This window comes from Bradyrhizobium sp. HKCCYLRH3099 (assembly GCF_051167855.1).
Lineage (GTDB): Bacteria > Pseudomonadota > Alphaproteobacteria > Rhizobiales > Xanthobacteraceae > Bradyrhizobium.
In genome coordinates, this window is the sequence record NZ_JBNPTW010000002.1 from 599296 (window position 1) to 613220 (window position 13925).

Consider the following 13925-nt stretch of genomic DNA (forward strand, 5'->3'; position numbering starts at 1 on the left):
CGCTGTGCAATACGAGTCCGTCGCGTGCCAAGCCGGTTGGCACGTGTGATGGACGGCTTGCGATGATGTCGACCTTCCCCGTCGGAACCGCGCAACAATGGCCGCGCGATCACGATGCTTGGATGCTAGGGATGAGGTCGGTGAACGGGCAATCCCCCATCATGGGGGGGGACGACAGAGGTGCACTGCCGCAAAGCTGAGCCCTTGGAACGAAGCTTTGCCGCTTCTTTTCGCTTGACCAGACAACAAGCAGCGACGAAGCTTTAAGCCTATAATAATCGCCAATTCCGCGTCGTTGCTCTCGGGCGCGACACGATCTCGCGAGGAACGTTGGTGAGAGCCGAACAGGAGCATGGGGGTGGTCTGCCCGAGAGGCAGCTCGCAGATCAGCTGCTCTCGATCGCAGAGAGCCGGTCCGTTCGGTCACTCGGCATTGCCTGCTGTTCTGCGATTGCGCGCATGACAGGGTCGCCGACAGTCGGTCTCTATCTTCTCGATGGCCTCGAGCCTGAGTTGGTCTACAGCGATCATGTCGCCGAGGGCCTGCTGGAGAACTACAAGGCCGGTTTCTGGAAGTGTGATCCCGTGCTCGACTGCATCATGACCAGGGGCTGCGCGGCCGACGGCGAATCCGTGGTCGGTCCGCAGCAATGGCGGCACAGTGCATCGTTCGAGATGCTGCACGAATGGGGCTTTGCCTACAACATGGGTGGGCCGCTGTGGAGCAGCGACAAGATCGTCGGCGTGCTGTTCACCGCGACGACTAACAAGGATGCACCGTACACGTCGCGGACGCGGCAGCGCATGGAACTCCTGTGCCGTGCCGGCTCGCTCGCTTTGACGAACATGAAAGCCGGCGAGATCGAGGCGCATCTGAGTGGCAGCCCGGTTCACGAACCGGCACCATTGCTGTCCGCATCGCTTCCGCCACGCTCGGCCGAGGTGGCTGTTCGCGTGTGTCGTGGCCAAACCAACAAGGAAATCGCGCGGGAGATGGGGATCTCGGATCAGACCGTGAAGGAGCATGTCGCAAACCTGTGTCGCCGCTTCGGAGCCCACAATCGCACCGAGCTGGCGGCCTTGTTGCTGAACATGCCCGGCCGGCGATCCATGACCAAAGCACAGGTTGCGACCCGCGCCCCCGGCTGTCGCCCTCTCTCTTCTTGATCGATCGTTAGCGCTATCTGCGCCTGTGGGGGCGAGCTCGCCGAGAGAATCTGGGGAAGTCATCGGCGTCTGAGATCAGAGATGATCGAGCAGGATCAGGCCCTGCCGGATCCAGCTTTCCTGATCTCAGTTCGCCCGCGTCCAGGTCGATGACCGGCAGATCATGCCGCCGAGCGCACAGCCCGAGGTCGTCAGGGTGTTGCCCGAGAGGGTCATCTTGGCATCATAGGTCTTGCCGTCATCCGGATTGCTGTAGCTGCCGGCCCACGCGTTGGGACCCGTCGACTTCATCCCGGAGAACAATCGCTGGCCGACCTTGGCCGGGGTATCCGTGCCGTCCTTGATCCAGACCAGCGTGCCGCAGACGGCGCCGCCGCAGGGCGCGAACTTCACCTTCGAGGCGCCGCTCTCGCGCAGCCAGACACCGGTGACGTCGTCGGCGCGCGCGGCGTTGCCCAAAAGTGCAAGCGCCAAGCCCAGTCCAACGACGAGACTCTGTCGATTGATCATGTACGCCTCTCCCCGGCATGCGAGACGAACGTTTGCCTGCGGTCGCGGCGTCCGGCTGCGATCCGTGTCGTCTCTGTCGGCCGTGAGGATAGCAGGATTCGACCACGCTGCATCCGCCGCAGTGCCGGGTGATGCCCCCAGCCGCGGCTCATTTCGCCGCGAGATAGACCTCACCGAGCAGCGACGAGTTCGACCACGGCACCTGCTTGTTCTGGGTGGCGGCGACGACCTCGGCGCGGACGCGCGTCAGCATCTGCTGCACCTCGAGGCCGGGCGTGCCGATGTGTCGCGACAGGGCCGCCGAGAACGGGCTGTTGTCGCCCTGGCCGTCGAGCGCGACCTTGCCGGGCGCCGTGGCGAACGCGATCAGCGTGCCGGCACCCGACGTCGCACCGGCCCCGAGCGACGTCGGCGCGGCAAGACCGCTGGCGCTCAGGCTTCGGCTCGCGCCGGCACTGGCTGTCATGGGAGCAGCAAACGGATTGTTGCGGCATGCGTCGAGGATCAGGATGTTGGTGCGGATCTGGTCATCGAGACCGGCCAGGATCTGGTCCATGTCGATCATCGCGGTGACCACGTCGCTGCCTGCGGAGGGTGCGATGTCCGTCGGCACCAGATAGTTGCGGCCGTCGATCTGCACGCCGTGGCCGGCGTAGAACACCACGGCCATCTGCGCTTGCGCCTGCGCCGCCTCGCGCAGGAAGTCGCGTGTCCTGGCCTGCATCGCCGCGCGATCGAGATCGATGCCCTCGACGACGGTGAAGCCGATGTCGCGCAGGCTCTTGGCAACAATGCGCGCGTCGCGCGGCGGATTGGGCAGCGGCTGCACATGCGCATAGGCGCCGTTGCCGATCACCAGCGCCATGCGCGGCAAGGTCTGAGCCGCTGCCAGTTCGGAGGAGGGCGAGACTGCCGCCGGCTCGGCGCGTTGCGCCTGTGGAGCAGGGGGCTCGGACAACAGCGACAGCCGCACCTTCGCGGTGGCCTGGTTGGCCTTGCTGCCGGCATCGGAGGCGGTGGGCTTCAGCGCCGCGGCATAATCGGCCTTGGCGGCATCGCGCTCGCCCTTCGCCTCATAGGCCAGCGCGCGATGCACATGCGCCGAGATGACCACACTGCCGGGTGGGGTCATCACATTGACGGGTGGATTCTGCGCCAGCCGGACCGCCTCGGAGGCATCGGCGATGGCGCGGTCGACATTGCCCTTGGCGCGCCAGATCACGCTGCGATTGACCAGCGGCGAGGCCAAGGCCGGATCGAGCCGGATGGCCTCGTTGATGTCGGTGAGCGCACTGTCGAGATCGCCGGTCGCCGCCTTGGAGATGCCGCGGTTCTGCCAGGACAGCGCGGATTTCGGCGTCAGCCTGATCGCCTGGTCATAGTCGGCGATCGCCTTGGCGTAGTCGCCCGTGCCGCGATAGGCATTGCCGCGGTTGTGGAAGATCGTGCCGCTCGGCGGGCCGCCCTTGAGCGCGTCGTTGAAATCGGCGATCGCGATCTCATACTCGCCCTTGTCGTAATAGGCCGAGCCGCGGAGATTGTAGATCGCCTGCGCCGGCTGCAGCCGCAGCGCTTCGGTCGCATCGGCGATCACATGGGCGTAGTCGCCTTTCTTGTTCCAGCCGACAGCGCGCCAGAAGTAGATCGTCCCTAACTGAGCGCCGGAGAACACTTTCAGCGCGATGATCTTGTTGCAGGCCGCGATCATCTGGTCGGCCGGCGTGGTCTCGGTGGTGCAGAGCGGGCCGAGCTGGGACTTCGACTGGGCCAAGCTGGGAGGTGCCCAGAGGGCCGTCAGCAGCGGTATCAGCAGCAGGAAAGAGCGGCGCATCGGCAGGGACCGGGGGAAAGCGAGGGCGGGAACCACTCCGGTTTGTTGCGTCCGGGCAGTTCCGGGTTCAGCCCCTTTCCATTGGTGGGCAGAAGGTGCTAGGACGTTGGGCCAACGGGCATCTGCCCACCCTCGCTTCCCACCCCTCCGGCCGCATGAAGAACGACCAGCTGCTCGCCCAGATCACGGAGTTCTGCCGCCAGTCGGACATGGCGGAATCGACGTTCGGCCGCCGCGCCGTCAACGACGGCAAGCTCGTGCAGCGGCTGCGCGAGGGCAAGCGCATCACCATCGACACGCTGGACCGCATCCAGGCCTATATCGCGGCGTCCACCGGCACGCTGCCGCCGCCGCGGCTCGACGTGGTGCCGGAGAAGCGCGACCCCAAGAGCAATTTCCGCTTCTTCGAGAACCGGCAGAAATATCTGCTGTTCGTGCACACCTGCAGCGAGAAGCGGGTGGTCGCCGAGCGCGTCGGCCTGGAGCTCGCTAGCATCCACCCGCGTCCGCCCGCGTTGCGGCTGTTCGACGCGGGCGTCGGCGACGGCACCGTGCTGTCGAAGGTGCTGCGCACGATGCACGGCCGTTTTCCACACATTCCGTTCTATGTCGCCGGCAAGGAGCTGAGCCTCGAGGACGTCCGGCTGACCCTCGAAAAAGTGCCGGACCGGCTGTTCGAGCATCCGGCCTCGGTGTTCGTGTTCACCAACATGAACTATGCCGAGGCGCCATGGCTGACGCCGGCCTCGCCCTCGGTGGCGGCCTCGATGATCTGGCACGAGGTCGTGCTGCAGGGCGATTCCTCGGGGGATTTCGAGGCCCAGATCACGGCGCTGAAGCCGTTCCTGGAGCAGAACTGGCGCGCCAATGTCTCCCAGCGGACGGGCATGCCGGTCTATGAGCGGCCGATCGCGCTGGTGCTGTACCGCGAGGATCACCGCTTCCTGCTCGACAACATCATCCCCAGGGCAGGGCGGGTCGAGGCCAATTTCGACCTGATCATCGCCTCGCAGCCCTACCGGGCGCGGTCCTCGGTGAATTTCCGCGCCAAGCGCATCATTGCACCGCTGGCCCGGGCGCTGAAGCCCGGCGGCCGGCTGATCGGAATCCACTCCCACGGCCAGGATCCGGGCCTGGAAATCATCCAGGCGGTGTGGCCCGGAGAAAATCCTTTCTCGGTCAGCCGCCATGAGCTATTGCGCGCCGTCAAGTACGAGCTGGGCTCCAGTGGGCGGGACTTAAATTTTAACGCCTATGCGGACAATCGCTCGATTTTCAGGTATGAGATGGAGGCTCTGCCCAACGAGGTCACCGGTGCGATCGGAACCTCGACGGCCTTTGCAGCCTGGAACGCGGCGGTGTATGTCGCGCAGATCGAGGAAGACCGCCTGACCGAGGTGGCCCACTCGTCCCGCGCGCTCGACGCCGCCAGAGAGGTCCTGCGAAAGCACAACGGGCTGTGGTTCTACGACGAGTCCTACGTCATCTCGCGGCGTCGCGACTGACATCCTGGGGATCAATCGAGGTCACCTTGAGATCAATACAAACGACCGCCGTGGGCGGCAAAGAAGGGGTTGCTTGATGCGCGCGTCATATCTGTTCACGTCGGAATCGGTGTCCGAAGGCCATCCGGACAAGGTCTGCGACCGCATTTCGGACGAGATCGTCGACCTGTTCTACCGCGAAGGACCGAAGGCCGGCATCGATCCGTGGGCTATCCGCGCCGCCTGCGAGACGCTGGCCACCACCAACAAGGTCGTGATCGCCGGTGAGACCCGCGGCCCGTCCTCGGTCACCAACGAGCACATCGAGCACGTCGTCCGCGAGGCCATCAAGGACATCGGCTACGAGCAGAAGGGTTTCCACTGGAAGACCTGCGACATCGAGATCCTGCTGCACCCGCAGTCCGCCGACATCGCGCAGGGCGTCGACGCGCTGCAGCCGGGCGAAGTCAAGGAAGAGGGCGCCGGCGACCAGGGCATCATGTTCGGCTACGCCACCAATGAGACGCCGGATCTGATGCCGGCGCCGATCTTCTACGCCCACAAGATCCTGCGCCTGATCTCGGAAGCCCGTCACTCCGGCGTCGAAAAGGTGCTCGGCCCGGACTCCAAGAGCCAGGTCACCGTGCAATATGAGAACGGCAAGCCGGTCGGCGTGCGGGAGATCGTGGTCTCGCATCAGCATCTGGTCGAGGACATGACCTCGGCGCAGGTGCGTGAGCGCGTCGAGCCCTACGTGCGCAAGGCGCTGCCGGAAGGCTGGATCACTCCGAAGACGATCTGGCACATCAATCCGACCGGCAAGTTCTTCATCGGCGGTCCCGACGGCGATGCCGGCCTCACGGGCCGCAAGATCATCGTCGATACCTACGGTGGCGCGGCTCCGCATGGCGGCGGCGCGTTCTCCGGCAAGGACCCGACCAAGGTCGACCGCTCGGCCGCCTATGCGGCGCGCTATGTCGCCAAGAACATTGTCGCCGCCGGTCTCGCCGACCGTTGCACCCTGCAGCTTGCCTACGCCATCGGCGTGGCGCGGCCGCTGTCGATCTATATCGACACGCACGGGACCGGCAAGGTGTCGGAGGATGCGCTGGAGAAGGCCGTGGCCAAGGCCATGGACCTGACGCCGCGCGGCATCCGTACCCACCTCGACCTCAACCGCCCGATCTACGCGCGCACGTCGTCCTACGGCCATTTCGGCCGCACGCCGGACAATGAGGGCGGCTTCTCCTGGGAGAAGACCGACCTCGTCGAGCCGCTCAAGCGCGCGGTGTGATGCATACGTCATCTCTCTCCGCGCGCGGGGAGAGATGACAGCCGATGCTTCGCATCGGTGTCGTCAGACTGAAGACGGCGGCAGAAGGCCGCCGTTGCCTCTCCCCGTGAGGAACGGGGGGAGTGATCTGGACTGCGCCTCGACGCGTCTCTCTTCGTTCGTCACGACCAGTTTCGAATTCATCCGACCAGGAAACCCGACATGACCGCCAAGCCAGGCTTTACCGACTACATCGTCAAGGACATTTCGCTCGCCGAGTTCGGCCGCAAGGAGATCTCGCTCGCTGAGACCGAGATGCCCGGCCTGATGGCGACGCGCGAGGAGTATGGCCCGAAGCAGCCGCTGAAGGGCGCGCGCATCGCAGGCTCCCTGCACATGACCATCCAGACCGCGGTGCTGATCGAGACGCTGGCCGCGCTCGGCGCCGACATCCGCTGGGTCTCCTGCAACATCTACTCGACCCAGGACCACGCCGCCGCCGCGATCGCCGCCGCCGGCATTCCGGTGTTCGCCGTCAAGGGCGAGACCCTGGTCGATTATTGGGACTACACCGCCAAGCTGTTCGACTGGCACGGCGGCGGCCACCCGAACATGATCCTCGATGACGGCGGCGACGCCACCATGTACGTCCATCTCGGCCTGCGCGCGGAGAACGGCGACACCGCGTTCCTCGACAAGCCGGCCTCCGAGGAGGAGGAGGTGTTCTTCGCGCTTCTGAAGAAGCAGCTCAAGGAGAAGCCGAAGGGCTACTTCGCCGAGATCGCCAAGTCGATCAAGGGCGTGTCGGAAGAGACCACCACGGGCGTGCATCGCCTCTACGACATGCAGAAGGCCGGCACGCTGCTGTGGCCCGCGATCAACGTCAACGACAGCGTCACCAAGTCGAAGTTCGACAACCTCTATGGCTGCCGCGAGTCGCTGGTCGACGGCATCCGCCGCGGCACCGACGTGATGATGTCGGGCAAGGTCGCGATGGTCGCCGGCTTCGGCGACGTCGGCAAGGGCTCGGCCGCCTCGCTGCGCCAGGCCGGCTGCCGCGTCATGGTCTCCGAGATCGATCCGATCTGCGCGCTGCAGGCGGCGATGGAGGGCTATGAGGTCGTCACGATGGAAGACGCCGCGCCGCGTGCCGACATCTTCGTGACCGCCACCGGCAACAAGGACATCATCACCATCGAGCACATGCGCGCGATGAAGGATCGCGCCATCGTCTGCAACATCGGCCACTTCGACAACGAGATCCAGGTCGCCTCGCTGAAGAACCTGAAGTGGACGAACGTCAAGCCGCAGGTCGACGAGATCACCTTCCCCGACGGCAAGCGCATGATCCTGCTGTCCGAAGGCCGCCTCGTGAACCTCGGCAATGCGATGGGCCACCCGTCCTTCGTGATGTCGGCGTCGTTCACCAACCAGACCCTGGCGCAGATCGAGCTCTACGCCAACAACAAGGACGGCAAGTACAAGAAGGAAGTCTACGTGCTGCCGAAGTCGCTCGACGAGAAGGTCGCGCGCCTGCACCTGTCCAAGATCGGCGTCAAGCTCACCGAGCTGCGTCCCGACCAGGCCGCCTATATCGGCGTCAAGCAGGAAGGCCCGTTCAAGTCGGACCACTACCGCTACTGATCGCAGCGCTCACGCGCGGCGGAGACGACGAAGGCCGGGGCATCGCCCCGGCCTTTTGTTTGTCCAGCTCCGTTCAGCCGCCCGCGCGCGCCGCGCCGTGGCCGCGATGATAGTCGTTCGGCTGCGGCCACGGCCAGCCGGCCAGCCGCGTCCGGTCGGGCTCGTAGATCTCGACGCGCAGCGGATGGCAGGCCGCCGCATCGCTCGAATGCGTCGCGCCGCAGTCGCCGCCCGGGCAGGCCGAGAGCGCGCCAATGAGGTCGATCTCGGCCAGGAACTCGATGAAGTCGCCGGGACGCACCGGGCTCGCCTTCATGAAGTACTGATGCGTATCGCGGGTGAAGCCGGTGCACATGAAGACGTTGAGGACGTCGTGCACGTGATGCTCGACGGCTCGCGGCTCTGCTTTCAGCTCGGCGGCCAGCGCACGCGACAGGTTCGAATGGCAGCAGAAGTCATAGCTGCCGCCGCTGAGCAGGCGGTTGGTGTAGGGATCGCAGCGCGTGCCGATCACGTCGTGGATGCCGGCGCCGTCGGCGTCGAAGCCGTACCAGCCGAGCGTGTCGTAGCTGATCGTGGCCATCGGCCGCAGGTTCGGCATGGTGCTCCACAGCCGGTCGCCGGTGGAGACGTGCGTGGCATGCAGCGCCCGCGTCTTGCCGCTGAAGAAGCGCTCGGACAGATCATGCGCATGCCACAGATTGAGGTCTCCGACCTGCGGGCCCTCGATGCTGACGATGCGGAAGAACTGCCCGCGCGCCACCCGAAAGCTGCGCGCATCGCGCGGCGGCACGATCACCTCGTCGACCTTGCTCAGCGTCTGCCGCGCCGCCTCGAGCATCGTCATGTCCGGCCGCGGCAGCGTGCCGGCGGGATAGACAATGGCGGGGCGGACTGCGCGCCGTGCGGCGGCATCGGCGGGCTCGGGCGGCGATTGTGATGGCATGATCGTCTCATGAGGCGGCAGGTGGGAGACCGTCACCATAGCGCCTCTCGGCCGCTTCTGTCCCGGGCGGCCGATTGCCGTCCGGACGGCCGATCGACTGGCCTGCGTCAGCCGGTCCGTCGCGAGCCCAGCGCCGAGGCGCGCACGGCCTTCGCGCGCTTGGCGGGATGATGCTCCGACCGCGCTGCGATCCGCTTATGCTTCTTCGTCTCCGCCGCCGCGAGCTTCACGGCCGGCGTGCGGTGCTTGGTGTATTCCTCGCCGTCGACCGGGCCGACATGCGGCGGGTCGCGATCGAGATAGGGCCGGCCGATGCCATAGCTCTTGCCATTGGCGTCGACCCACTTCCAGAGCTGCTCGGTCGCGACCCAGCGCTGCGCGCGGGTGGCGCCGTTGACGCTGACGATGTCGGCCGCGAGCCCATGGCCGTAGCCGCCGCGCAGGCTGCCGCCGTGATAGGAGCGGTTGCTGGCGGCCTTCAGCCCGCTGGCGATCTCCTGGCGATAATCGTCGCGGAAGCCGCTGGTGATGCCCGGCGCGAGCCCTGCGGCCTCGGCGGCGTGCAGCGTGTGAAACAGCTTCAGCTTGAAGCCGCGGTCCATGCCGCCGATGACGTATTCCGCCATGCTGCGGCCGACGCGCTCGGCGGCCTTCGGATCCTTCCAGGTGAAATCATTGTCCACGAGCCTGGTGAAGCTGCGCGTCACCTTGACCAAGCGACCCTTGCGCTTGATGGTGACCACGCGGCGCTCGGTCTCCCTGATCTTGTCCAGCTTCGGCGCGCGCTCATACAGCGCGAACAGATAGCGGTCGACGCAGGCGTCGATATCGGGGCACTCGTCGAGGATTTCGATACGATCGGCGCTGGCGACGGTGGGCTTCGGGATGTCGCCTGACGGTGCCGGCGATTCGTCGGCAGGGAGAGCCGCCGACGGCGTGATCGATGCCGTCGTCAGCGCCGTTTCCGACGAGAGCGGCTGCGCAGCCGCGGCCTCGGTCGTGGTCACCGCCGTGACCTCTGCAACGACTGGCGTCGCCGCCTCCGGCTCGGCAGCGCCGGCAGGCCAGGCCATGACGCAGCCGGCGAGGACAAAAGATCGGCACAACGCACGCGTGGTGAACTGCTGCGAGCTCATCATCCGGCCTCCGAGATCCAGGCCCCTGCGAGCAGGAGCGGTCAGGCATCCGATACCTGCGATTGTTCGGTGCCGGGCGGCCGGGCGCAATATCACAGCGTGTGCCGCCGGCAGCTTTTGCGTGACCTGTGACATCAGCGCAACGGCCGCGGATTGCGAGTTCCGTGTGTCGCTTATGAGTTGAGTCTTGGGCGGTCGCGGTGCGCGCGAGGCATCGTCCGCCGCAGCAGCTTGCGCCCGGTCAGCATGGCGCGCGCGAGATTCTCGCCCTGCATCCGGCTCACCAGCACGACGCCGGCGACATGCAGCACGACGAGCGGGATCAAGAGATACGACGTCACCTCGTGGGTGTCCTCGACCCACCAGAGGCCGAAGAAGCGCACGGTGACCTGCATCGCGCCGGTGACCGCGGAGACGATCAGCACGAGCAGCAGCACAAGCTGCATCGCCGTGCCCGCGGGATTGAGGCCGAGATAGCGGCCGGTCTTGCCGCGCCGCAGGCTCCACAAATAAGAGGGCGTCGCGCGCAGCCGCGCCTTGAGGCTGCGAAAGCGCGAATGGCGCGTGCCGATCAGGCCCCAGATCAGTCGGAACGCGAGCAGCCCGAGGATTGCGTAGCCCGCCACCCGGTGCAGCCCATCATAAACGTTCGGCGTCACCCAGGCGATCAGCACCAGCACGGCCAGCAGCCAGTGCCACAGGCGCAAGGGAAGGTCCCAGACCTGCACCGTCTCGGCCGGGTCCGGGGTCTTCACGCTGGCGCTGGGAGCTGTGCCGTGCATCGGTATCATGTCACGTCATCCAGCCGCGCCGGATGACGCCTCTGCCGACTACTTGGCGACGGTGTGCTTCAGGCTGAGGTCCTCCGGGCTGTAGAACAGCTCGTACAGCTTGCCTTCCTTGACGCCATACACCTCGTAGCAGCTGCCCTCGATCTTGGAGCGGCGCACCTCGTAGCCCAGCGCCTTGGCCTTCGCCTCGGCTTCGGCCGCCGGCTTCCACTGGGCCTTGTCGAGCTTGGTGCAGTCCTTGTAGCCGTCGGCCAGGGCCGGCGAGATGGCGAAGCCGGCGAGTACGGCGCCGATGACGGCGGCAGTGGTCAGTCTCATCAATCCCTCCAATGAGCAAATTCAAACACGATGCATCGTGGGATCAGGGAAGACGGCAATGGCATGAATGTGTCAACGGAGCGGCAGCTGGAATCGCTCTTAGAGGACTTCCAAATTCGTCCCGAAGCTGCAAAACAAGGGGTGCCGCGCTTGCCCCCGCATCCGCGACGTTAGGTCTCGCTCATCACTTGAAGCCCAGTGCCTTCCGCCACACCGCCTCGAAGTCGGACGCCGAGATCTCTCGCGCGGAAAATCCGCTGAGGGCATTGATCTCGGAAAGCGACGGAATCGTGCCTTCCGGCATGACGTCGCGCCAATTCGCCTGAGCGAAACTGCAGGTCTCGAGCCGGCCGTCGGGATACATCCTGATCCACCGGATCGGACAACGATCGCGGTCGAGCTCGCCATAGCACTCGATTTCGGTATCGCCGTCCGGGGGATTGATCGTGTGCATGTAGCTGTGCGGCGGTCCGACCGACGGCGGCGGAGGCCGGGAGCGAAGATGGTTGATCAAGTCCAGCGCGGCTCGTTGGCTTTCGGGCGGCGCGATCCAGCTCGTCTCCTGCTCGCTCAATCCCAGCGCGGCAAGGAGCTCGGTGACCAGGAGCGCGACGCCATCTGTGGCGAGTTCGGCGCCATCGATGAAGGCGGTCGGCCCTGTCGCGCCGAAATGCTCGATCTGGTGACGCAGCTCCATCAGCAGAACAATGCGACCGGACCCGAGTCTGAGGAGCACGCCTGACGCGTCGCCGAGCCCGCCCTCCTGCCATGCCTCGACCGTCCAGCCGTGGCTTGCCGCGAGCTCCGTCAGTCGCCGTTTCACCGTCACGATGGCCATGTCCACGTTCGGAAAGCGATAGTCGAAGATCTGTTCGGCGTGAGTCATGGAAGGCTCGTCATTGAATGGGCCGGAGGTGCCGATGCTGCGCACATCGAACGCAAGGGGACGATGGTGATCGGTGCAGCACGCCATTGTAACGGGACGGGCCCGCGGATCGTCAACGCCGGCAAGGTGCTCCCTGGACGACGTCTCCGATCTCTGACAAGATCACCGGCATGATCTCACACGTCCACCTCGCAGGCGCGGCCCTCGGGCGCCGAATTACCGACCCGGCCTGATCCGTCGGGCCGGGCGACGCTGCCTGCGAACTATCTGTGAACGTGTCGAGTGCCCGAGCTGGCGCCGGAGGTCTTTCATCATGTCTTCGAACCCACCCACGCTGCACCTGGTGTGCGGCAAGATCGCTGCCGGCAAGTCGACGCTCGTGGCGGAACTCGGCCGGCGCCCGGCAACCGTTGTCATCGCCGAGGACGACTGGCTGGCGCAGCTCTATCCCGGCGAGCAGACCAGCCTTGCCGACTATGTGCGGAATTCGTCCCGGCTGCGTGCGGTGATGGGCCCGCATATCGTCGCGCTGCTGCGCGCCGGCGTCTCGGTCGTGCTCGATTTCCCCGCCAACACGCTGGCGAGCCGCGCCTGGATGCGCGGCCTGTTCGAGGCGGCCCGCGTGCCGCATCAGCTGCATCATCTCGACGTCCCCGACGAGATCTGCAAGGCGCGGCTGCGGGCGCGAAACGAAGCGGGTGGGCATGCCTTCACGGTGACGGACGAGGAGTTCGACCTGTTCACGTCGTACTTCGTGGCGCCGACGCCCGAGGAAGGGTTCGACGTGATCGTGCATCGGCCCTGACGTCGCTGGCCGCGCAAGGGCCAGCTCCATCCGCCCGTCATTCCGGGGCATTCGCACGTTCGCGCGAGCGGACGTGCGAATGAGCCCGGAATCCATAGCCACAGGCCGGCATGAGCGGTCAGATCCTCGTGGAGAAATCAACCCACGCTCTAGGGGAGGCGTGGCTATGGATTCCGGGCTCGCGCTGCGCGCGCCCCGGAATGACGCCGGAGAGAGTTTGGCCTTCATCGATGACGACGTGGCGGCGACGCGTTGAACGGCGCGTCTATGCCGCACCCGAGCCGATCCGAAATCTTCGGTTCTGCCGGCCCTTGTTGTCGACCTTCAGAATCCGTATCCGCCGCGCCTTTGCCGTCGAGACCAGATGCGTGCCGCCGCAGGCCTGGCGGTCGAGGCCGTCGATGTCGACGATGCGGATCATGCCGTCGGCCTGGCGCGGCGGGGCGACGGACTTGGCGCGGAAAAGTCCGGCGGTGGCCTGCGCCGCGTCGTACTCCATGTCGAAGGTGAGCACCGGGCGGTCGTCGGCGATCGCGGCGTTGACCGCGTTCTCCACCGCGCGCAGCTGTTCCGGCGCCACCTTCGGCAGATCGAAGTCCACGCTGAACTCGTCGGTGTCGGTCATGCGGACGCCGGTCAGCAGCGCGCCATCGAACAGCGTGTACACCGCGCTGTTGACGAGGTGCGCCACCGTGTGCTGCTCGCACATCCGCTGCCGGAAGGCAGGGTCGACGCGCAACTCGATCGTCCCGTCGGGAATGGCCTCGTCCCCGATCAGGTGCCAGAGGCCCTCGGCGGTCGCCTCGAAGCCCACGACCTCACGCACGATGCCGTTCCAGGCGATCGTGCCTCGGTCCGGCAACTGGCCGCCGCCGCCCGGATAGAACGGCGAGCGCGCCAGCAGCACCGCGCCCGGGCGCGCGTCCAGCGTGGCGATGTCGAGGCTCAGCACCTCGGGATGTTCGACGGCGAAGGGACGAGGAAGAAAGTCGGTCATGCGAATGGGATCGCTGCGTAGCCTGGATGAGCGCAGCGACATCCGGGTTCACCGAGAATGCGCATGAGACCCGCATGTCGCTGCGCTCATGCGGGCTACGAAGTCTACGCAGCGTGGTTGATCCGTGCAATGTGCCT

The 13925-nt window shown here is 65.9% G+C and carries 13 protein-coding genes; 5 read left to right on the forward strand and 8 right to left on the reverse strand.

What is annotated here, in order from left to right:
- Nucleotides 1-459 precede the first annotated feature (459 nt).
- The gene (locus ACQR1Y_RS08185; protein WP_434859445.1) at nucleotides 460-1167 is read left to right on the forward strand and encodes a response regulator transcription factor; all 708 of its coding nucleotides are present in this window, start codon (nucleotides 460-462) and stop codon (nucleotides 1165-1167) included.
- A 126-nt stretch (nucleotides 1168-1293) separates the two neighbouring features.
- Here ACQR1Y_RS08185 and ACQR1Y_RS08190 read toward each other — a convergent pair whose 3' ends face one another.
- Nucleotides 1294-1677 (reverse strand): DUF2147 domain-containing protein, encoded by a 384-nt coding sequence (locus ACQR1Y_RS08190; RefSeq protein WP_434859446.1) that lies wholly within the window; start codon nucleotides 1675-1677, stop codon nucleotides 1294-1296.
- A gap of 148 nt (nucleotides 1678-1825) precedes the next feature.
- Complete coding sequence (locus ACQR1Y_RS08195; RefSeq protein ID WP_434876362.1) at nucleotides 1826-3508, reverse strand: caspase family protein; 1683 nt, start codon at nucleotides 3506-3508, stop codon at nucleotides 1826-1828.
- A 155-nt stretch (nucleotides 3509-3663) separates the two neighbouring features.
- Between ACQR1Y_RS08195 and ACQR1Y_RS08200 the strand changes: the two genes are divergently transcribed.
- The 3 genes from ACQR1Y_RS08200 to ahcY all read left to right on the forward strand — a co-directional run bounded on the left by ACQR1Y_RS08200 (nucleotide 3664) and on the right by ahcY (nucleotide 7909).
- Complete coding sequence (locus ACQR1Y_RS08200; protein ID WP_009028569.1) at nucleotides 3664-5013, forward strand: hypothetical protein; 1350 nt, start codon at nucleotides 3664-3666, stop codon at nucleotides 5011-5013.
- Between the two features lie 76 nt (nucleotides 5014-5089).
- The gene (gene metK, locus ACQR1Y_RS08205; RefSeq protein WP_434876361.1) at nucleotides 5090-6286 is read left to right on the forward strand and encodes a methionine adenosyltransferase; all 1197 of its coding nucleotides are present in this window, start codon (nucleotides 5090-5092) and stop codon (nucleotides 6284-6286) included.
- A 201-nt stretch (nucleotides 6287-6487) separates the two neighbouring features.
- On the forward strand, nucleotides 6488-7909 hold the full coding sequence (gene ahcY, locus ACQR1Y_RS08210; protein ID WP_434859449.1) for an adenosylhomocysteinase: 1422 nt from the start codon (nucleotides 6488-6490) through the stop codon (nucleotides 7907-7909).
- 73 nt (nucleotides 7910-7982) lie between these two features.
- On the opposite strand, the gene ACQR1Y_RS08215 is transcribed toward ahcY, so the two are convergent.
- The 5 genes from ACQR1Y_RS08215 to ACQR1Y_RS08235 form a co-directional block, all read right to left on the reverse strand.
- On the reverse strand, nucleotides 7983-8855 hold the full coding sequence (locus tag ACQR1Y_RS08215) for an urea carboxylase-associated family protein (protein ID WP_434859450.1): 873 nt from the start codon (nucleotides 8853-8855) through the stop codon (nucleotides 7983-7985).
- Between the two features lie 107 nt (nucleotides 8856-8962).
- Nucleotides 8963-9994: a hypothetical protein gene (locus tag ACQR1Y_RS08220; RefSeq protein WP_434859451.1), complete on the reverse strand. Its 1032-nt coding sequence runs from the start codon at nucleotides 9992-9994 to the stop codon at nucleotides 8963-8965.
- Between the two features lie 170 nt (nucleotides 9995-10164).
- Entirely contained in the window at nucleotides 10165-10782 is a 618-nt protein-coding gene (locus tag ACQR1Y_RS08225; RefSeq protein ID WP_434859452.1) for a cytochrome b/b6 domain-containing protein, read from the reverse strand.
- A 39-nt stretch (nucleotides 10783-10821) separates the two neighbouring features.
- Complete coding sequence (locus ACQR1Y_RS08230; protein WP_434876360.1) at nucleotides 10822-11100, reverse strand: PepSY domain-containing protein; 279 nt, start codon at nucleotides 11098-11100, stop codon at nucleotides 10822-10824.
- A gap of 184 nt (nucleotides 11101-11284) precedes the next feature.
- A complete protein-coding gene (locus tag ACQR1Y_RS08235) occupies nucleotides 11285-12031 on the reverse strand; it encodes a DUF6881 domain-containing protein (RefSeq protein ID WP_434876359.1) in 747 nt (248 codons plus the stop codon).
- A gap of 268 nt (nucleotides 12032-12299) precedes the next feature.
- Between ACQR1Y_RS08235 and ACQR1Y_RS08240 the strand changes: the two genes are divergently transcribed.
- A complete protein-coding gene (locus ACQR1Y_RS08240; RefSeq protein ID WP_434876358.1) occupies nucleotides 12300-12791 on the forward strand; it encodes an AAA family ATPase in 492 nt (163 codons plus the stop codon).
- Nucleotides 12792-13056: 265 nt separating this feature from the next.
- Here ACQR1Y_RS08240 and ACQR1Y_RS08245 read toward each other — a convergent pair whose 3' ends face one another.
- On the reverse strand, nucleotides 13057-13788 hold the full coding sequence (locus tag ACQR1Y_RS08245; RefSeq protein WP_434876357.1) for an alanyl-tRNA editing protein: 732 nt from the start codon (nucleotides 13786-13788) through the stop codon (nucleotides 13057-13059).
- Nucleotides 13789-13925: the final 137 nt, after the last annotated feature.